The 17,638-nt window shown below is 72.6% G+C and carries 24 protein-coding genes; 19 read left to right on the top strand and 5 right to left on the bottom strand.

What is annotated here, in order from left to right; genetic code table 11:
• Positions 1 to 37 precede the first annotated feature (37 nt).
• From BJ961_RS34515 to BJ961_RS34485, 7 genes are all read left to right on the top strand, one after another.
• Positions 38 to 898, top strand: a complete 861-nt coding sequence (locus BJ961_RS34515) for an alpha/beta hydrolase (protein ID WP_271416694.1) — start codon at positions 38 to 40, stop codon at positions 896 to 898.
• Positions 899 to 959: 61 nt separating this feature from the next.
• Positions 960 to 1,214 carry a MoaD/ThiS family protein gene (locus BJ961_RS34510; protein WP_271416693.1) on the top strand — a complete coding sequence of 85 codons (255 nt, stop codon included), beginning with the start codon at positions 960 to 962 and terminating at the stop codon, positions 1,212 to 1,214.
• A gap of 3 nt (positions 1,215 to 1,217) precedes the next feature.
• Positions 1,218 to 2,516 (top strand): hypothetical protein, encoded by a 1,299-nt coding sequence (locus BJ961_RS34505; RefSeq protein WP_271416692.1) that lies wholly within the window; start codon positions 1,218 to 1,220, stop codon positions 2,514 to 2,516.
• 136 nt (positions 2,517 to 2,652) lie between these two features.
• On the top strand, positions 2,653 to 3,390 hold the full coding sequence (locus BJ961_RS34500) for an LmeA family phospholipid-binding protein (RefSeq protein WP_271416691.1): 738 nt from the start codon (positions 2,653 to 2,655) through the stop codon (positions 3,388 to 3,390).
• A gap of 436 nt (positions 3,391 to 3,826) precedes the next feature.
• Positions 3,827 to 4,672, top strand: a complete 846-nt coding sequence (locus BJ961_RS34495) for a sulfurtransferase (protein WP_271416690.1) — start codon at positions 3,827 to 3,829, stop codon at positions 4,670 to 4,672.
• 54 nt (positions 4,673 to 4,726) lie between these two features.
• A complete protein-coding gene (locus tag BJ961_RS34490; protein WP_003974805.1) occupies positions 4,727 to 5,014 on the top strand; it encodes a DUF1416 domain-containing protein in 288 nt (95 codons plus the stop codon).
• Positions 5,015 to 5,112: 98 nt separating this feature from the next.
• Positions 5,113 to 5,388, top strand: coding sequence for a DUF3099 domain-containing protein (locus BJ961_RS34485; protein ID WP_271416689.1), 276 nt, complete (start codon positions 5,113 to 5,115; stop codon positions 5,386 to 5,388).
• A gap of 14 nt (positions 5,389 to 5,402) precedes the next feature.
• Here the strand turns inward: BJ961_RS34485 and BJ961_RS34480 are convergent, their stop codons facing one another.
• Positions 5,403 to 6,083 carry a TetR family transcriptional regulator gene (locus tag BJ961_RS34480; protein WP_271416688.1) on the bottom strand — a complete coding sequence of 227 codons (681 nt, stop codon included), beginning with the start codon at positions 6,081 to 6,083 and terminating at the stop codon, positions 5,403 to 5,405.
• 176 nt (positions 6,084 to 6,259) lie between these two features.
• Here BJ961_RS34480 and BJ961_RS34475 point away from each other — a divergent pair, with 176 nt between their 5' ends.
• The 5 genes from BJ961_RS34475 (at position 6,260) to BJ961_RS34455 (ending at position 10,584) form a co-directional block, all read left to right on the top strand.
• Positions 6,260 to 7,045: an SDR family NAD(P)-dependent oxidoreductase gene (locus tag BJ961_RS34475; protein ID WP_271417259.1), complete on the top strand. Its 786-nt coding sequence runs from the start codon at positions 6,260 to 6,262 to the stop codon at positions 7,043 to 7,045.
• A gap of 41 nt (positions 7,046 to 7,086) precedes the next feature.
• Positions 7,087 to 7,851 (top strand): glucose 1-dehydrogenase, encoded by a 765-nt coding sequence (locus BJ961_RS34470; RefSeq protein ID WP_271416687.1) that lies wholly within the window; start codon positions 7,087 to 7,089, stop codon positions 7,849 to 7,851.
• Between the two features lie 110 nt (positions 7,852 to 7,961).
• Positions 7,962 to 8,906, top strand: coding sequence for a hypothetical protein (locus BJ961_RS34465; protein WP_271416686.1), 945 nt, complete (start codon positions 7,962 to 7,964; stop codon positions 8,904 to 8,906).
• On the top strand, positions 8,903 to 9,724 hold the full coding sequence (locus tag BJ961_RS34460) for a hypothetical protein (RefSeq protein WP_271416685.1): 822 nt from the start codon (positions 8,903 to 8,905) through the stop codon (positions 9,722 to 9,724). The genes BJ961_RS34465 and BJ961_RS34460 overlap by 4 nt, the downstream gene beginning before the upstream one ends.
• Positions 9,721 to 10,584, top strand: a complete 864-nt coding sequence (locus BJ961_RS34455) for a hypothetical protein (protein ID WP_381158707.1) — start codon at positions 9,721 to 9,723, stop codon at positions 10,582 to 10,584. The genes BJ961_RS34460 and BJ961_RS34455 overlap by 4 nt, the downstream gene beginning before the upstream one ends.
• A 106-nt stretch (positions 10,585 to 10,690) precedes the next feature.
• On the opposite strand, the gene BJ961_RS34450 is transcribed toward BJ961_RS34455, so the two are convergent.
• From BJ961_RS34450 to BJ961_RS34440, 3 genes are read right to left on the bottom strand one after another with little or no spacing between them, the layout of a single operon-like run.
• Positions 10,691 to 11,053: a DsrE family protein gene (locus tag BJ961_RS34450; protein ID WP_271416684.1), complete on the bottom strand. Its 363-nt coding sequence runs from the start codon at positions 11,051 to 11,053 to the stop codon at positions 10,691 to 10,693.
• 28 nt (positions 11,054 to 11,081) lie between these two features.
• On the bottom strand, positions 11,082 to 11,327 hold the full coding sequence (locus tag BJ961_RS34445; protein WP_271416683.1) for a hypothetical protein: 246 nt from the start codon (positions 11,325 to 11,327) through the stop codon (positions 11,082 to 11,084).
• Entirely contained in the window at positions 11,324 to 11,728 is a 405-nt protein-coding gene (locus BJ961_RS34440) for a hypothetical protein (protein ID WP_271416682.1), read from the bottom strand. The genes BJ961_RS34445 and BJ961_RS34440 overlap by 4 nt, the downstream gene beginning before the upstream one ends.
• A 172-nt stretch (positions 11,729 to 11,900) precedes the next feature.
• Here BJ961_RS34440 and BJ961_RS34435 point away from each other — a divergent pair, with 172 nt between their 5' ends.
• The 5 genes from BJ961_RS34435 to ygfZ all read left to right on the top strand — a co-directional run bounded on the left by BJ961_RS34435 (position 11,901) and on the right by ygfZ (position 15,197).
• On the top strand, positions 11,901 to 12,740 hold the full coding sequence (locus BJ961_RS34435; protein WP_271416681.1) for a helix-turn-helix domain-containing protein: 840 nt from the start codon (positions 11,901 to 11,903) through the stop codon (positions 12,738 to 12,740).
• A complete protein-coding gene (locus BJ961_RS34430; protein WP_271416680.1) occupies positions 12,722 to 13,012 on the top strand; it encodes a DUF397 domain-containing protein in 291 nt (96 codons plus the stop codon). The genes BJ961_RS34435 and BJ961_RS34430 overlap by 19 nt, the downstream gene beginning before the upstream one ends.
• Positions 13,013 to 13,181: 169 nt before the next feature.
• Positions 13,182 to 13,757: an FABP family protein gene (locus BJ961_RS34425; RefSeq protein ID WP_271416679.1), complete on the top strand. Its 576-nt coding sequence runs from the start codon at positions 13,182 to 13,184 to the stop codon at positions 13,755 to 13,757.
• Positions 13,758 to 13,773: 16 nt separating this feature from the next.
• The gene (locus BJ961_RS34420) at positions 13,774 to 14,211 is read left to right on the top strand and encodes a Fur family transcriptional regulator (protein WP_271416678.1); all 438 of its coding nucleotides are present in this window, start codon (positions 13,774 to 13,776) and stop codon (positions 14,209 to 14,211) included.
• A 20-nt stretch (positions 14,212 to 14,231) separates the two neighbouring features.
• Positions 14,232 to 15,197, top strand: a complete 966-nt coding sequence (gene ygfZ / locus BJ961_RS34415; protein WP_271416677.1) for a CAF17-like 4Fe-4S cluster assembly/insertion protein YgfZ — start codon at positions 14,232 to 14,234, stop codon at positions 15,195 to 15,197.
• A 10-nt stretch (positions 15,198 to 15,207) separates the two neighbouring features.
• Here the strand turns inward: ygfZ and dtd are convergent, their stop codons facing one another.
• Positions 15,208 to 15,633 carry a D-aminoacyl-tRNA deacylase gene (dtd, locus tag BJ961_RS34410; protein ID WP_271416676.1) on the bottom strand — a complete coding sequence of 142 codons (426 nt, stop codon included), beginning with the start codon at positions 15,631 to 15,633 and terminating at the stop codon, positions 15,208 to 15,210.
• 180 nt (positions 15,634 to 15,813) lie between these two features.
• Between dtd and BJ961_RS34405 the strand changes: the two genes are divergently transcribed.
• Together BJ961_RS34405 and BJ961_RS34400 are read left to right on the top strand one after the other, a co-directional pair.
• Positions 15,814 to 16,434: an RsiG family protein gene (locus tag BJ961_RS34405; protein ID WP_271416675.1), complete on the top strand. Its 621-nt coding sequence runs from the start codon at positions 15,814 to 15,816 to the stop codon at positions 16,432 to 16,434.
• 90 nt (positions 16,435 to 16,524) lie between these two features.
• Positions 16,525 to 17,628 (top strand): asparaginase, encoded by a 1,104-nt coding sequence (locus BJ961_RS34400; RefSeq protein ID WP_271416674.1) that lies wholly within the window; start codon positions 16,525 to 16,527, stop codon positions 17,626 to 17,628.
• The last annotated feature ends 10 nt before the right edge of the window (positions 17,629 to 17,638 follow it).

Genomic DNA, 17,638 nt, shown 5'->3' with positions numbered 1-17,638 from the left:
ACGTTGCCCGAGTCCTCATCCCAGGAGAATAGCCGACATGAGCAACCGACCGGCAGGTCATGTGGCGCGTTCCACCCGTCGTCCGGACCATCGTCCGGATCCCGAGACGCCCCGTGGAGCGCCGCGCCGCACGCCCGCGCGCACCTTCCTCCGTACGGCCGACGGGGTCCGGATCGACGCGGTGTACGAGCCGGGCGAGACCGGACGGGAAGCCGCTGACCTGGTGTTCGTCGTCGCGCACGGTTTCACGGGCGACGCGGACCGGCCGCACGTGCGGCGGATCGCGGCGGCGTTCGCACGGCACGGTGCCGTCGTCACGTTCTCCTTCCGGGGCCACGGCGCGTCCGGCGGCCGGTCCACCGTCGGCGACCGCGAGGTGCTGGACCTGGCGGCGGCGGTCGCCTGGGCGCGCGGCTTCGGGCACGGGCGCGTGGTGACCGTCGGCTTCTCCATGGGCGGCTCGGTGGTGCTGCGGCACGCCGCGCTGTACGCCGACGACGACGCGGCGGGCACGGACTCGGTCGTGTCGGTCAGCTCCCCCGCCCGCTGGTACTACCGGGGTACGGCCCCCATGCGGCGGCTGCACTGGCTGGTGATGCGACCCGCCGGACGCCTGGTGGGCCGCTACGGCCTGCGCACCCGTATCCACCACCGCGACTGGGACCCGGTGCCGCTGTCGCCGGTCGACGCGGTGGGGCGGATCGCGCCGACGCCGCTGCTCGTCGTGCACGGCGACCGGGACGGCTACTTCCCCCTCGACCATCCCCGGATGCTGGCCGACGCGGCCGGTGACCACGGCGAACTCTGGCTGGAACCCGGTATGGGCCACGCCGAGCACGCGTCGGACGAGGCGCTGCTGCACCGCATCGGCGACTGGGCGGCGGCGCGGGCGGGCTAGCCTGACGTAGTTCATGCCGATCGACACGGACGCCGATCGGCACCGGCGACGAAGGATCCAGATGGCAAAGGTCACGGTGCGCTACTGGGCCGCCGCGAAGGCCGCGGCGGGGGTGCCCGAGGAGCCGTACGACGCGGACACGCTCGCCGACGCGCTCGGCGCGGTGCGCGAGCGGCACCCCGGCGAACTCACGCGCGTGCTGCTGCGCTGCTCGTTCCTCGTCGACGGCGACCCCGTGGGCACCCGCGGGCATGAGACGGTACGGCTGGCCGACGGCGGCACGGTCGAGGTGCTCCCGCCGTTCGCAGGAGGGTGAGCGATGACCAACCAGCCGCATCAGCCGCATCAGCCGTACGAGGGGTACGACGAGCACGGGTCCTACGCGGGGCAGGCGGAGTACGCCGGGTACGACGCGCAGGCGTGGCCCGGGCAGCAGCCGTACGCGGGGTACGGGGAGCAGCCGGACCCGAACGCCGGCCAGTACACGCAGCAGTGGCAGGGCCAGACCTGGGAGACGCAGGTGCAGCCGCCGGTCTCCGCGGAGGAGACGGCGTACCTGCCGTCGTACGCCCCGCAGCCGGAGCCGTACCCGGCACAGGCGCAGGCACAGGCGCAGCCCCAGCCCCAGCCGTACCCGGAGCAGCCCCCGCAGCAGGCGTACCAGCCCCAGCCGCAGGCCTACGCCCAGCAGACCTACGCATCCCAGCCGCAGCCGCAGCCGCAGCCGCAGCCGCAGCCCCTGCCGTACGAGCCCCCCGCCCCCGCACCCGCACCCGCCCCCGCCCCCGCGACGCCCGCCGCCGGCCCCTCCGACTCCTCCTCCGGCGAGCCGGGCTACGGTCCCGCGACCGTCGCCGGGAACACGCGGGTCACGGACGCGCAGCGCGCCCGGGCCGAAGGGCGGTCGCCGATCATCGACCCGGGCATGCAGCCGGCCGGTCTCACCGCGCTGCTCGGGCTGCTGCTGGCCGGCGCGGCGGCGCTCGGCACGTACGCCCTGCTCGTCCCGCTCGTCGTCCTCCAGGCGGTCACCGCGGCGGGCTGGTTCCGCCTGAACGGCATGTGGCCCGCCCGGCAGGGCATCGCGCTGGGCTTCGCGGGCGCGGTGGCCGCGGACGCGGCGATGCTGGCGTCGGACCGCTCCCCGGCGGCGATCCTCGGCACCCTCGGGGTGTGGGTGCTGCTCTCCCTCGTCCTCCAGCTCCGCTCGCACGCCGACCCGGACGAGCGGATGTACGGCCTGATGGCGACCATCGCCGCGGCGGCCCTGGCCGTCGTCGCGGGCGGGTACCTCGCCGCCGACGCGCACGCGGTGACGGTCGGCGGGATCGCGGTGGCCGTGGCCGTGGTGGCCCGCGCGCTGCCGCTGCCGACCCCGGCGTCCGTGGTGGTCGCGCTGCTCGCGGCGGCCGGGGCGGGAATCGCGGCCGGTTCGGTGACGGACCTCGGGGCGTCGGGGGCGCTGCTCGGCGCGGGCGCGGCGGTGTGCGCGCTGATCGGCCTGCGCGTCGCGGCCTACGACTACCCCTCCCGTTTCGTCCACTTCACGGCGGGTGTGGCCCTCCCCCTCGCGGCGGCGGCCCCGGCCGTGTACCTCCTGGGCAGGGCCCTGGCCTAGTGGTTCGCGGCGGCGCCCCCTGTCACAGGTGTTCGACAAAACGCGGGGGGCGCCCGCGGCCCGCGTTACGCTCGCGCTGGACGGCCGCCGGTCGTCGGGTCCGTCGTCGTCGACCGTCCAGCTTGGGGAACACCGCATGCGCGCACTGCGAATACTGTTGATCGTCGTCGTGATCCTGGGCGGCCTCTTCGTGATCGCCGACCGTGTCGCCGTCCACTTCGCCGAGGGCGAGGCGGCGGACAAGCTGCGCAGCACCGAGAACCTGGCCTCGACACCGGACGTCTCCATCAACGGCTTCCCCTTCCTCACCCAGGTCGCCGGCGGCGAGCTGGACGACGTCGAGGTCGGCATCGACGACTACGAGGCGTCCACCGGCACCACGGGCGAGAAGATCCGCATCGGCCACCTGAGCGCCCACATGAAGGGCGTCGAGTTCTCCAGCGACTTCAGCTCCGCCACCGCGGCCACCGCCACCGGCACCGCGACCGTCGGCTACGACGAGCTGATGAAGGCCGCCAAGTCCGAGCCCACGGACGTCACGCCCGGCGTCAGCGCCAAGGTCATCGGCCTCTCCGACGGCGGCAACGGAAAGATCAAGGTGACGCTGCGGGCCACGGTCCTCGGCGTCGAGGTGCCCGAGCCGGTCGAGGTGCTCAGCTCCGTCCAGGTCAAGGACAACGAGGTCGAGGTCGTCGCCGACGGTCTGCCCAGCATCGGCGGCAAGCAGCTCGCCGAGTCCCGGATCCGGGCCATCACCGACTTCCAGCAGACCATCGACGAGCTGCCGGGCGGCATCGAGCTGGACAAGGTCGAGGCGGCGAAGGACGGCGTCGAGATCACCGTGAAGGGTTCGAACGTCAAGCTCGCCGGGTAGGACGAGGGCCGGCGGTCGGCCACGGCGTCCGACAGGCGAGACCGCGCTGTCCGTACCGCAGATACCAAGGCGCCCGCCCGTGCCCGCCCCGGCACGCGCGGCCCTCCGGCGGCGGCCCGGACCAGCCTTCGATCCCATATTCCGGACGATCCCGTCTCATCATGCGACACGTCGGTGACACGCCCCGCCCTCAATCCCTACGATCGGGACCTATGAAGCGTCAGGCGGACCTCACGAAGCGGCGGGCAGTGGACCTGTGCCGCGTTGCCGCCATGCTCTGTCGCACTGTCTGAGGCGGGCGGCGACGTCGCCGCCCGTGTCCCCCTCACCCCCAGCCGCCCCGGCCTGCCCCGGGCATCCGCGCGCCGCCGCACGGCCCGAGCGCGCGCACCCTCTCACCGCACGCCCCGCCGCCAACTGCCCCGGAGGAGAAATCATGAGCCGCAGCGACGTACTGGTCGACGCCGACTGGCTGCAGGACCACCTGGACGACTCGGACATCGCCATCGTCGAGGTGGACGAGGACACGTCCGCCTACGAGAAGAACCACATCAAGAACGCGATCCGGATCGACTGGACCCAGGACCTCCAGGACCCGGTCCGCCGCGACTTCGTCGACCAGGAGGGCTTCGAGAAGCTCCTGTCGGCGAAGGGCATCGCCAACGACACGCTGGTGGTCCTCTACGGCGGCAACAACAACTGGTTCGCGTCGTACGCCTACTGGTACTTCAAGCTCTACGGCCACGACAACGTCAAGCTCCTCGACGGCGGCCGCAAGAAGTGGGAGCTGGACGCCCGCGAGCTGGTCGCCGGCGACGACGTGCCCGAGCGCGCCGCCACCGACTACAAGGCCAAGCCGCAGAACACCGCGATCCGTGCCTTCCGCGACGACGTCGTCCAGGCGATCGGCGCGCAGAACCTGGTCGACGTCCGCTCGCCCGACGAGTTCTCCGGCAAGCTGCTCGCCCCGGCCCACCTCCCGCAGGAGCAGTCGCAGCGTCCGGGCCACGTCCCGTCCGCCCGCAACATCCCGTGGTCGAAGAACGCCAACGACGACGGCACCTTCAAGTCGGACGACGAGCTGAAGCAGCTCTACACCGACGAGCAGGTCGACCTGGCGAAGGACACCATCGCCTACTGCCGCATCGGTGAGCGCTCGGCCCTGACCTGGTTCGTCCTGCACGAGCTGCTGGGCGTGGAGAACGTCAAGAACTACGACGGCTCCTGGACCGAGTACGGCTCCCTCGTCGGCGTGCCGATCGAGCTCGGCGCCGCGAAGTAAGCGACACGGGTACGGCACCCGGCCGACCTTTCCCAACACCTCAGGAGTAACGACATGTGCGGAGCGAAGGCCGGCGGCCCCGACGCCTCCACGATCAAGCCCGGTGAGACCACCATCCAGGGTCAGGTGACCCGTGACGGCGAGCCGGTGACGGGCTACGTCCGGCTGCTGGACGCCACCGGCGAGTTCACGGCGGAGGTCCCGACCTCCGCGACGGGCCAGTTCCGCTTCTACGCGGCCGAGGGCACCTGGACCGTACGCGCGCTGATCCCGGGCGGCACCGCCGACCGCACCGTCGTCGCCCAGCAGGGCGGCCTGGCGGAGGTCGCGATCGCCGTCTGACGTCAGACCACACGGCGCGCGACGGCCGAGGGGCCGCACCCACCGGGTTGGACGCCTGGGGTGCGGCCCCTTCGCCGTGACGGGCCTACCCTGGACCTATGTACGCGCGGCGGCGGCACGTCTACTTCGCCATGATGGGGACCTGCATCGTGCTCTTCGTCCTGGCCTGGGGAGTCGTGCGCCTCTGGTCCGTCCCGGCCGCCGTGGGCCTGTGCGTGTTCGCGATGCTCATCCCCCCGGTGGCGGCGATGATGGCCAACCGGCGCGGCCCGGACGACCGCTGGTGGGACGACCCGTCCGGCGACGCCAAGTCCGACGAGTGGTGGGACGAACTGGACGGCAAGAAGCGCTCGCGGCGCGAGGACCGGCCCTAGCCCCGGGCGCCCGCCTACGCCCGGTCCAGGCCCCCCAGGAGGCGTTCCAGGCAGCGCGCCGCCAGGTCGGCCGGTGAGCCGGGCCCCTCCGCGCCCGCCTCGGTGTCGGCCCAGGTCTCCACGGCGATCCGGATGGCGTCGGTGGCGGCGGCCGCCACCAGCCGCACCTCCAGCGCGTCGGGACCACCCCCGTCCGTACGTCCGCCCGCGCCCGTGACCCCGTCCGCCGGGCCCATCAGACGCGCGATCACCGGAACGAGCCGCTCCTCCGACTCCTGGTTCACGCGGTACCAGACGGCGCGCAGCGCCGGATCGTCCTCCGCGGCCCGCAGCAGCCCGCGCGTCCGCAGCAGTGCCTCCGCGGCCCCGGCGTCGGGGGCCGCCAGCGCCCGCTCCGCCGCGGCCCGCAGCGCCGGGCCGAGCGGGGTGCCCGGCGCCATGGCCTCCAGCAGCCCGCGCCAGCGGTCGGCGCCGTCCGTCAGCAGGGGGCCGACCGCGTCCTGCTTGGAGCGGAAGTAGCGGTAGAAGGTCCGCAGCGCGATCCCGGCCCGCCGGGCGATCTCCTCGGCCGTCGTGGCCTCCGGGCCCCGGGAGGCGAAGAGTTCCGCCGCCGCGTGCGCGATGTCGAGCTGGGTGGCGGCCTTGCGGCGCTCGGTCAGGGACGGCGACGGGGGCGGGGACGGCTCGGTGCTCACCCCAGAAGAATACGACCCGCGACGCACTGACGGCATGCCGTGACGTAGTGGCAAATCGTGCCATCCAGGCGTACCGTGAAGCGGAATCGAGTGCGCCGAAGAGAGCGGGCGCCGAAGGGGCCCGACCGGCCTGTCCGCGGCGGGCCGGGTTGGAGCACGACATGAACAGCCACACCATGAACCGTTACGAAGGCCGCCGCGTCCTGGTCACCGGCGGGGGCTCGGGGATAGGCCAGGCGACGGTGGAGCGCCTCCTGCGGGAGGGCGGCACCGTGGTGGCCGCGGACGTGAGCGAGGCGGGGCTGAAGGACACCTTCGCGAAGGCGTCGCAGTACGCCGAGCGGCTCACCACGGTCGTGATGGACATCGCCGACGAGACCTCGGTGCGCGAGGGGGTCAGGTCCGCGACGGACGCGCTGGGCGGACTCGACGTCCTGGTCAACGCGGCCGGCATCCTGCGCTCGTCGCGCACCGAGGACACCGGTGTACGGGAGTTCACCCGGGTCCTGACGGTGAACCTCGTCGGCACCTTCCTCGTGATCCGCGAATCGATCCCGGCCCTGCTGGAGGGCACGGACGCGGCGGTGGTCAACTTCAGCTCGACCTCGGCGGCGTTCGCGCACCCCTACATGGCGGCGTACGCGGCGAGCAAGGGCGGCATCCAGTCCATGACCCACGCGCTGGCCAGTGAGTACGCGGGGCGCGGCATCCGCTTCACCGCCGTGCAGCCGGGTTCCATCTCCTCCGGCATGACGGACGGCAGCGGGGCCAGCGGCCAGAGCGCCGGTCCCGGGCTGCCCGAGGACGCCGACATGAGCCTCTTCGCCAAGCTGTCGCCCGCCCTCGGACAGGGCTTCGCCGGTCCGGAGACGGTCGCGTCGGTCGTCGCGATGCTCGCCTGCGAGGACGGCCGGTTCGTGACCGGCACCGAGATCCGGATCGACGGCGGCACCCACTTCTGAGGGCGCCCGCCCTCCAGACTTCAGCAAGGAGAGTACGCACCATGCACGACCTGACCGGCAAGAACGTGATCGTCACCGGAGGCGCCCGGGGCCTGGGCGCGGAGGCGGCCCGCCAGGCCGCCGCCGCCGGCGCGCACGTCCTGATCACCGACGTCCTGGACGACGACGGCGAGGCCACCGCCCGCGCCCTCGGCGACCGCGCCCGCTTCCTCCACCACGACGTCACCTCGGAGGAGGACTGGCGGCGGGTCGCCGACTTCGCGGTCACCGAGTTCGGGGCGCTGCACGGCCTGGTGAACAACGCGGGCATCTCGACCGGCAGCCTGCTGGAGGCGGAGTCCGTCGAGCACTTCCGCAAGGTGCTCGACATCAACCTCACGGGCGTCTTCATCGGCATGAGGACCGTGATCCCCGCGCTGAAGGAGGCCGGCGGCGGATCGATCGTCAACATCTCGTCCGCCGCGGGCCTGATGGGCCTCGCGCTCACGGCCGGGTACGGCGCGTCCAAGTGGGGCGTACGCGGGCTCACGAAGATCGGCGCCGTGGAACTGGGCACCGCCCGCATCCGCGTGAACTCGGTGCACCCCGGGATGACGTACACCCCGATGACCGCGGCCACGGGCATCGAGCAGGGCGAGGGCAAGTACCCCAACACGCCCATGGGCCGGGTCGGCGAGGCCCACGAGATCGCCGGCGCGGTCGTCTTCCTGCTGTCGGACGCCGCGTCCTACGTCACCGGTGCCGAACTCGCCGTGGACGGCGGCTGGACCACCGGCCCGACGGTGGCGTACGTCATGGGGCAGTGAGTCCCGGCGCGGCCGAATCGTGATCAACATCGCCGCAACCCCGGATGCCGGCTGGGGGTCTCCTGTGTGCGCATACGGAACGCGCGCTTCACGTTCTGTGGGGGGACGTCATGGAAGAGGAACCGGCGAGACCCGCGGCACCGGCCGCGCCGACGCCACTGGAAAACCGCGCGCCGCGGGTCGAGCCCGTGGCGGCGGAGGACCACACGCCGCCGGAGAAGTCCGCGGCGGAAGAGGAGGACCGCGACCCGTCGGACGAGCCCGTGCCGCCGACCGGGCCTGCGGTGCCGGGCGAGCCCGTGCCGCCGACCGGCGATGCGGCCACGCCCGCCGAGAGGGCCGGAAGTCGCCGACGGCGCGGGCGCACGGCCCTGCTCGTCACCGCCGCCGCCGTGCTGGGCCTGGTCGCCGGCACCTGCACCGGGGTTCTCGTGCAGGCGGGCCGGGAGCCGACGAAGCTGCCGCCCCTGTCACAGGCCGCGCTCGCGCGCGGTGCGGGGAAGGCACCGAAGCCGCTCCCCGCCGACCAGGATCGCCAGGTACGCACCGAGGGCGACCTGCGTGACCTGCTGCTGAAGAAGCCACGCGGGGCGGAGAAGGCCGACTGGCTGGAGGACTCCGAAGGCTGGATGGACCTGACGAGTTACGCCGGGACGTTCGGGGATCCGCAGAGCGGGTTCGAGAACCTGCTCCGCAGCGAGTTCCGCCGGGCAGCAGTCACCGGCTGGGAGGTCGACGGCGCGTATTCCGTGGAGATCCGGCTGATCCAGTACCGGCAGGAGGAGGTCCTCGCCGCCGCCGAAGCCAGTGAAGGCGGCCAGTACTACGCGGACGAGGACGCCGACGACGACGGGGAGGTCCCGGGCACGGGGGACGGCCGGGTGTTCGTCGACGACCAGCCCCTTCCCGGCCTCGACGACGCTCCGTACCCGTACCAGGCGCAAGCGCACGCCCGGCGGGGCGACATCGCCGTGGAGATCTGGGTGAACGGAGCCAAGCGGATCGACAAGAAGATGATCACGAGTCTGGCCGAGCGGCAGATGGAGCGGCTGTGAACGAGAACCGCGACGACGCCCCGTCCACGACCGCCGCCCCCTCCGAAACGAGCGCTGCCGGACGGCGCGGCCGGCGTCGGATCGCCGCCGTCACCGGGGCGCTCCTGCTGACCGGCGCCGTCGTCGGGGCCGTCGCCTGCACCGCCGTGGCCGTCGCGAACGCCGACCGGAGTGCGGGCGTCCCTTCCTGGACGCGTCCCGGGCCCGCCGAGGACCACCCGGCGGAGGCGGCCAAGCCGGGCAGTCTCGCCTGGACTCTTGTCCCGTACCGGCCCGACAACTGGACGCGCGGCCCCGACCTGGGAGAGTTCGGCTCGGACGCGGTGCTGAACGGCGACCGGACGGCCGCCCTGCTCAAGGAGTCGCTGGCCGGACTGCCCCGAACCGAGCGCAAGCAGATGGAGAAGGAGATCGACCGCAGGCCCATCAAGGAGATGGCGATGCGGAGCTACGCCTTCACCATGGGGGAGAAGGCCAACCGCGTGGCGGGCGCCGCCACCATGTCCTTCGTTCTGGCCCGGATGGAGAACCCGGCCGCCGCCCGTGACGTGACGAAGAGCCAGAACGCGTTCCTGGACGACCTGGACGTCTTCCGCGACGGCCCCGAGATCGAGGGCTACGAAGACGCCGAGTGCTTCCGCACGCCCTCCGGTTCCGGTGACGACGAGGTTCTCGAAGCGATGTACTGCTACGCCTCCTTGGCGGACATCACGGTCACCGTCACCGCCGAAGGACTGCAGCCGTTCGACGCCGACGGCGTCGCCGCGCTGCTGAAGGACCAGTTGGACCGCATCGTCGAACCCGGGGAGTCCGTGTGACCGAGCAGATCGCCCCGCCACCCCCCGTCACGCCGGCGCCCGCCCTGCCGCCCATGCCGGACGCCCCGCCGCCCGGCACCCCGGTTCCGACGGGCAAGGACCGCCGTGTCCTGCGCGCCGTGCTGCGCTGGACCGCGGCCGTCGCCGTCTTCGCGGCGGTCGGATCGGCCACGGCGTACGGCATCACGCGGATGGACCGGACGGACGTGCCCGGGCTCGCGACCGCGTCGGACGGGCGCTGGAAGTACCCGACGCTCACCGCGGCGCCGCTGCCGTCCGGCCGCCCGGGGCCGTTCGACGAGAGCAACGCGGCCGGTGCGCACTACGCCGACCTGCGGGACCTGCTCCTCCCGCTGCCCGAGGGGGTGGCGGCCGACCGGGAGCTGCGCGGCAAGGACGGTTGGCTGCGGACGGAGACCTTCCTCTCGGAGTACCAGGAGGAGTCCGACCGTGACGCGCTGCGGCTGCAGCTCGTCGACGCGGGGCTGCGGCACATCGCCGCCCGTGGCTGGACCGCCGACGACGGGACGCACACGCGGATCTACCTGCTCCAGTTCGGCACGGCGGCCGTCGTGGACAACCTGCACACCATGGAGCTGGCGCCGTACGACAGGCCGGCCTACGCCGTGCGAGGCACGGAAACGGTGGAGTCCGACGAGGACTTCCCGGAGGCTGCCGAGTCCGACGACGTGCTCACCTCCGTCTACACCGAACCCGAGCCGTACGGTGGCGAACAGGTCCGGGAGGCGTACCTCGGCGCCGGCGACGTCCTGGCGGTCGTGCTGCAGAGCCGCGCGGGCGGGGCAGGGGAGGTGCCGTTCCAGCAGACCGTGGCCCTGCAGACCCGGCTGCTCCGCTGAGGGCTCTGCCGAAAGGCGCGAACAATTTACCTCTGTTGTCCTTGGGGCGCTCGAATGAGCGCTTTGAGGACACTTTGTGGGTTTTGTTCACGGGTTTTGGGAGGGGTCAGTAGACGAGGGCTTGGGTTTCGTCGGCGAGGGCCTCCTGTACGAAGACCTGCGCGCCCGCGATGCGTACGCCCTCGATGACGTCCTTCTCGGTGAGGTCGCGGCGGGCCGCGCACTGGGTGCACAGCGTCACCCGCCCGCCCGCCAGGAGCGAGTCCAGCAGGTCGGGCAGCGGCGCGGCGTGCGGCAGCTCGAACTCGGCCGCACGCCCCGGCACCGCGAACCACGCGGACTCACCGGTCAGCCACAGCGACACGTCGACCCCGCTGGCCACGGCCACCGCCGCCACCGTGAACGCCTGCGAGCACCGCTCGGGCGCGTCCGCCCCCGCCGTCACCTTGATCACGAGCTTCTTCGCCATGCCGGAAGCGTAGCCCGCGCGGACGGCGTCAGACCGCGAAGGTGATCGTCACCAGCAGCGTCGCCACGCACAACACGGTGAGCAGGCCGCTGACGGTGGCACCGTCCAGCCGGGCGCGCCGCCGCGCCCTGTGCCCCGGTACGGGCCTCGGCGGGTGCGCCGGGTGGAACGGCGGCACCGCGTAGCCGGGGGAGAGGGGCGCCCGGTCCCGCCGCGGCGCGATCCGCTGCGCCCGCTTGCACTCCTCGTAGGGCAGTCCGCCGTCGTACGTCATGCCTCGTGCTCCTTGCGCTGGTGCTGGCGCAGCAGGACGTTCGCGTCCGAGACCGCGCTGTGGTCGAACGCCGCGCGTGCGGCTTCCCTGCGGTCGGCGAGCCAGGCGCACGCGTCGCAGCCCGGGACCGGCAGGGGCGGCCTGTCCGGGCAGCCCGCCCCGGCCCCGGGAACGGGGGGCGTGGCGAGCGTGCGCTCGTTCGCGGCGCGCAGTCCCGCCCCGATGCGCTCCCGGTCGGTCGCCCGGCGCAGCGCGGCCGGCTCCGCCTCCCACTCCCGCCCGCCGCCGACGGGACGGAGCATCACCCGAGCCCCGCTGCGGCCCCGGTACTCACCGACCTTCGCGGCGGCGGTGTCGTAGAGCACGGTGCCGGGCTCGTAGGTGGCCGGTTCTGTTCTCACGGGGTTCGCTCCCTTCGTCAACATCTATACGCAATGCGACAGTTGCCCTACTCTGTGTAGTGGTGGGCAGTACGAGCATGACCCACGGCGGGGGTCGCCAAGCCCGGAACGGCCGCTAGTGCCACAACGGGCGCTCCAAATTCCACAAATTCCACATCTGGGGAGGGGTGCGGTGCCGCAGCGGAGGGCGATCACGGGTCGCAGTCAGGAACCGAGGGCACGCTTCGCGGAGGAGCTGCGGCTGCTGCGCAACGCTCGGGGCGTGTCCCTGCGGGGCGTCGCCGAGGTGGTGGGCTGGGACGCGTCCCAGTTCGGAAAGCTGGAGAACGGCCACACCCTGGGCGGCCCGGAGATCGTGGAGGCGCTGGACCAGTACTACGGCACGGGCGGAATGCTGCTCACGCTGTGGGAGCTGGCGGTGGCGGATCCAACGCAGTTCAAGGAGCGGTACCGGCGGTACATGGTCCTGGAGGCCGAGGCGGTGAGTATGTGGCAGTACTCGCCGAGCATCGTGCCGGGCCTGCTCCAGACGCCGGAGTACGCGGCGGAGCTGCTCAGCCAGGGTGGACTGGCGGGCGTAGAGCTGGACAAGCAGGTGGCAGCACGTATGGGCCGCCGTGAACCGCTGCTGGCCGAGGGCGGCCCGCAGTTCCGCGCCATCCTCTCGGAGACGGTGCTGCACAGTTCGTTGCGCAGCACCGCTGAATGGCGTGCGCAATTGCGCCATCTCGTCGCGATGGGCGAGCGCCCCAACATCAGCGTCCAGGTGGTCCCGTGGGCGGCGGGTCTGCATGCCCTGACCAACACTCACACCATGTTTCTGCACGGCGCGGGTCGGATCGTCGCCTGGGTCGAGACCGGCTACTCGGGCGAACTGGTCCAGGAAACAACGGCAGTCGACCAGCTACAGCTCCGATACGATCGAGTACGCGATATGGCCCTGTCTCCGGGCGAGTCGCGGGAGTTCATCGAGCGGATGCTGGAGGAAGCGCCATGCGAGCCATCGATCTGAGCACGGTCACCTGGCGCAAGAGCAGCTACAGCAACCAGGACGGCGGCGAGTGCGTCGAGGTTTCCGACGACCTCCTCCGCGCCGCCGACTGGCGCAAGAGCAGCTACAGCAACCCCGACGGCGGCAACTGCGTCGAGGTCGCCCCCGGCCTCTCCCTCGTCCCCGTCCGGGACAGCAAGGACCCCGCTCACGGAGCCCTCCTCTTCGCCGCCCCCGCGTGGGCCGCCTTCGTGGGCGGAGTCCGGCGGGAAGAGCCGGGAGGGGCCGCGTAAGCTGGGGGCGGCCCTGTCGTATGCCCCCCGCTCAAGGAGCACCCCGTGGAGATCTTCTTCGAAGCCCTGCTGGTCCTGGTCTGCGTCGGCGTTCTCGCCTTCGCCGGTCTGACCGTGAAGAAGCTGTACCAGGGCCAGCGCTGATCACCGACGCCAGGAAGTACCGCTCATGATCGAGATCCCGTCCGACCTGCACAAGGACCTCGTCCCCCTCGCGTTCCTCCTCGGGAACTGGGCGGGCGCGGGCGTGCACGACTTCCCCGGCGCCGAGAAGTGCAACTTCGGCCAGGAGGTCTCCTTCACCCACGACGGCCGGGACTTCCTGGAGTACGAGTCCCACACCTGGGTGCTGGACAACGACGGCAACAAGGTCCGTCCGCTGGAGTCGGAGCACGGCTTCTGGCGCATCGACGCGAACCGCAAGGTCGAGGTCACGATGGTCCGCGACGACGGCGTCATCGAGATCTGGTACGGCGAGATGGCCGACCAGAAGCCCCAGATCGACCTGGTCACCGACGCGGTGGCCCGCACGGCGGCCTCTCAGCCCTACACCGGCGGCAAGCGGCTGTACGGCTACGTCAAGAGCGACCTGATGTGGGTCGGTGAGAAGCAGACCCCCGAGGTCGAGCTGCGCCCGTACATGTCGGCACACCTGAAGAAGGTCGTCACCCCGGAGGACGTCGAGCGCTGGGCCAAGGCCCTGCCGGACGACATGCCGGACGACGGGATCGCTTTCTTCAAGTAGTCCTAGACTCATGGGTGTGGTGAGCACCGACTGGAAGAGCGACCTCAGGCAGCGCGGCTATCGGCTGACCCCGCAGCGGCAGCTGGTCCTGGAGGCCGTGGACACGCTGGAGCACGCGACGCCCGACGACATCCTCGGCGAGGTGCGCAAGACCGCGTCGGGGATCAACATCTCCACCGTGTACCGCACGCTGGAGCTGCTGGAGGAGCTGGGGCTGGTCAGCCACGCCCACCTGGGGCACGGTGCGCCGACCTACCACCTGGCCGACCGGCACCACCACATCCACCTGGTCTGCCGGGACTGCACCAACGTGATCGAGGCCGACCTGTCGGTGGCCGCCGACTTCACCGCCAAGCTGCGCGAGCAGTTCGGCTTCGACACCGACATGAAGCACTTCGCGATCTTCGGCCGGTGCGAGAGCTGTTCCCTGAAGGGTGCAGCCACCGAGTCGTGAGCGGGTCGTAGGCTGGGCGTATGAAGAGCCCCCTGCTGTCCCTGCCCGGCGCCGTTCCCGCCGAGGGCGTGGACGAAGGCGTCGCCGCCCACTACGGCGACCTGTTCCGCGAGCAGCGTGCCCTCGCCGACGGCACCGGCTTCGTCGACCTCTCCCACCGCGGTGTCGTCACCGTCACGGGCGACGACCGGCTGAGCTGGCTGCACCTGCTGCTCACCCAGCACGTCAGCGACCTGCCGGTCGGCCGGGCCACCGAGGCGCTGGTCCTGTCCGCGAACGGCCACATCGAACACGCGCTGTACCTCGTCGACGACGGCACGACCGTCTGGGCGCACGTGGAGCCCGGCAGCCAGGAGGCGCTGATCGCCTACCTGGAGTCGATGAAGTTCTTCTACCGGGTCGAGGTCGCCGACCGCACCGCCGACACCGCCGTCGTGCACCTGCCCGCCGGGTCGATCGCCCGGGTCCCCGGCTCGGCCGCCGTCCGCGAGACGCCGTACGGCCGTGACGTCTTTCTGCCGAGGGAGGAGCTGGAGGCGTTCGCCGCCGAGGCGGGGCCCGCGGCCGGGATCCTCGCCCACGAGGCGCTGCGCGTCGAGCACCACCGCCCCCGGGTCGGGTTCGAGACCGACCACCGGACCATCCCGCACGAGCTGGGCTGGATCGGCACGGCCGTGCACCTCCAGAAGGGCTGCTACCGGGGGCAGGAGACCGTCGCCCGGGTGCACAATCTCGGCAAGCCCCCGCGCCGGCTGGTCTTCCTGCACCTGGACGGCAGCGAGGTCCACCTGCCGCCGAACGGCGCGGAGATCCGTCTCGCCGACGACGGCCCCGACGGCCGGAAGATCGGCTTCGTCACCACGTCCGTACGCCACCACGAGCTGGGCCCGGTCGCCCTCGCCCTGGTGAAGCGGAGCGTGCCGGTGGACGCCCGGCTGATGGCCGAGGAGACCGCGGCCGCACAGGAGACCGTCGTCGAGCCCTGACGGGCGGGGCTCAGACCTCCACGAGGACCGTGAACGGGCCGTCGTTCGTCAGGGACACCCGCATCCGCGCGCCGAAGCGGCCCGTCGCCACGGTGGCGCCCAGCGCGCGCAGCTGTGCGACGACCTCGTCGACCAGCGGTTCGGCGACGTCGCCGGGCGCGGCCGCGTTCCAGGTGGGGCGGCGGCCCTTGCGGGCGTCGCCGTAAAGGGTGAACTGGCTGATCACCAGTAGCGGGGCGTCGAGGTCGCTGCACGACTTCTCGTCGTGCAGGATCCGCACCGACCAGAGCTTGCGGGCCAGCTGCGCCGCCTTCTCCGGGGTGTCGTCGTGGGTGACGCCGACCAGGACGCACAGGCCCTCGCCGTCGATCGCGCCCACCGTCTCGCCGTTCACGACGACGCTCGCGCCGTCCACCCTCTGCACCACTGCACGCATCCCGTCATGATGCCGTGCCCCGCCGGGGCGCGGGCGGGCGGGCCCGTGCGGGGTTCGTTTTCGCTCCGTAACCCCCCATCCGGGGCCGATCGGGGCTGATCATGGGCACTCGGTCACATAGCGGCCACGCGGGGTGGCACGATGCTCCCAGACGCCGGGGCGAGGGGACGGTTGAGGCACATGAGCACACCGAGTACGGGGCAGTCCTTCGGCACTGCCGCGTTGACATGTCCGGGTGGCCTGGAGGCGCCCCGGCCGCCCGTGCAGCGCACGGACAGCCCGGAGCTGCCGGCGGAGCCCCCGGAGCGGGACCTGACCGCGCTGAGCCTGCCCGAGCTGCGCGCGCTGCGCCGGGACGCCCAGCGCGAGGAGGCCGACCTCAGCTATGTGCGGCGGCTGCTGCAGGGCCGCATCGACATCCTGCGCGCGGAGTTGGCGGGGCGGGCGCCGACGACCGTGGTGGCCACCGCGGCGACGGGGTCCGTGGTCGAGCGGCTGTCGGAGATCCTCGCCGACGCCCCGGCCCGGCAGCGCTCCTCGGCCCGGCACGTGACGCTCGGCACCCCGCGCAGCAAGGAGGGCCGGCGGCTGGCCGCGGAGATGCTGGGCGAGGTGGAGCTGTCCGACCTGACGGCCCGCACCGACGTCGAGCTGAACGCCGGAATGGGGCGGCTGGTGCGCTACGAGCAGCAGGTCTCCCGGCGCAGGCAGCGGCTCCAGCGCACGGCGGACGGCTGCAGCGCGGAGATCGCACGCCGGTACCGTGAGGGGGAAGCACAAGTCGACGACCTGCTCGTGTGACACGGGGCGGCCTTCCCGACCGCCCTGGGGTCCGGTGATCCCGGGCCGTCGCGGCGACGGGTCACGTCACCGTCCGGAAGGCCACCGCCGATGCCCGCGCCCCAGTCACCCGAACAGCCCCGGTCCCGCCCCCAGTCCGAGCCCGAGTCGCAGCTCCGGGCTCAGTCGCAGCCGCAGGCGTCGCAGGGGTCCCGTTCGCCGCGGACGGACCGGTCCGCACTCAGGTCTGCGCCCACGTCCGCCCTCTCGCCCGTCGTACCGCCCGTCCTCGCCGAGGTCGTCCGGTCCGGCTTCGTCGAGGGACGGCACCGGGGCAGCCTGGTGGTCCTGGCCGCCGACGGAGCCGTGGAGCTGGCGCTGGGCGAGGTGACGGCGCCGGTCTTCCCGCGCTCCTCCAACAAGCCGATGCAGGCGGCGGGCGTGCTGCGGGCCGGCCTCGACCTCGCGGGGGAGCGGCTGGCGCTGGCCGCCGCGAGCCACTCCGGAGAACCGTTTCACCGGGACCTGGTCCGCACCATGCTCGACGAGTACGGCCTCGACCCGGCGCTGCTCCAGTGCCCGCCCGACCTGCCACTGGACGCCGAGGAGCGGGACACGTACCTGGCGTCGGGCGCCGCACCCGACCGCGTCACCATGAACTGCTCCGGCAAGCACACCGCGATGCTGGCGATCTGCGCGCAGCGGGGCTGGCCGCTGGAGACCTACCTCGACCCGGAGCACCCGCTCCAGCGGATCATCCACAAGGTCGTGGAGGACGCGGCGGGCGAGCCGGTCGCCGCCGTCGGCACGGACGGGTGCGGGGCGCCGCTCATGGCGATCAGCCTGGTCGGCCTGGCCCGCGCCTTCCGATCCTTCGTCGCCGCCGAGCCCGGCACGGCCGAGCGCCGCGTCGCCGACGCGATGCGCGCCCACCCCGAGTACGTCGCCGGCAGCCGCCGCGCCGACACCTGGCTGATGCGGGAGGTACCCGGCACCCTCTCCAAGATGGGCGCGGAGGCCGTCCAGGCGGTGGCCCTGCCCGACGGCCGCGCCCTCGCCTTCAAGATCGAGGACGGTGCGGGCCGCGCCCTGGGCCCGGTACTGGCCCGCGCCCTGACCCTGCTGGGCGTGGACGGCCCGGTCGTCGACCGCATCGGCCGCGCCCCGCTGCTGGGCGCCGGGCGCGAGGTGGGGGAGATCCGGGCGGCGTTCTGACGGAGCCGGG

The sequence above is a fragment of the Streptomyces lienomycini genome (assembly GCF_027947595.1).
Taxonomy (GTDB): domain Bacteria; phylum Actinomycetota; class Actinomycetes; order Streptomycetales; family Streptomycetaceae; genus Streptomyces; species Streptomyces lienomycini.
This window is presented reverse-complemented; position numbering and strand designations above follow the sequence as displayed.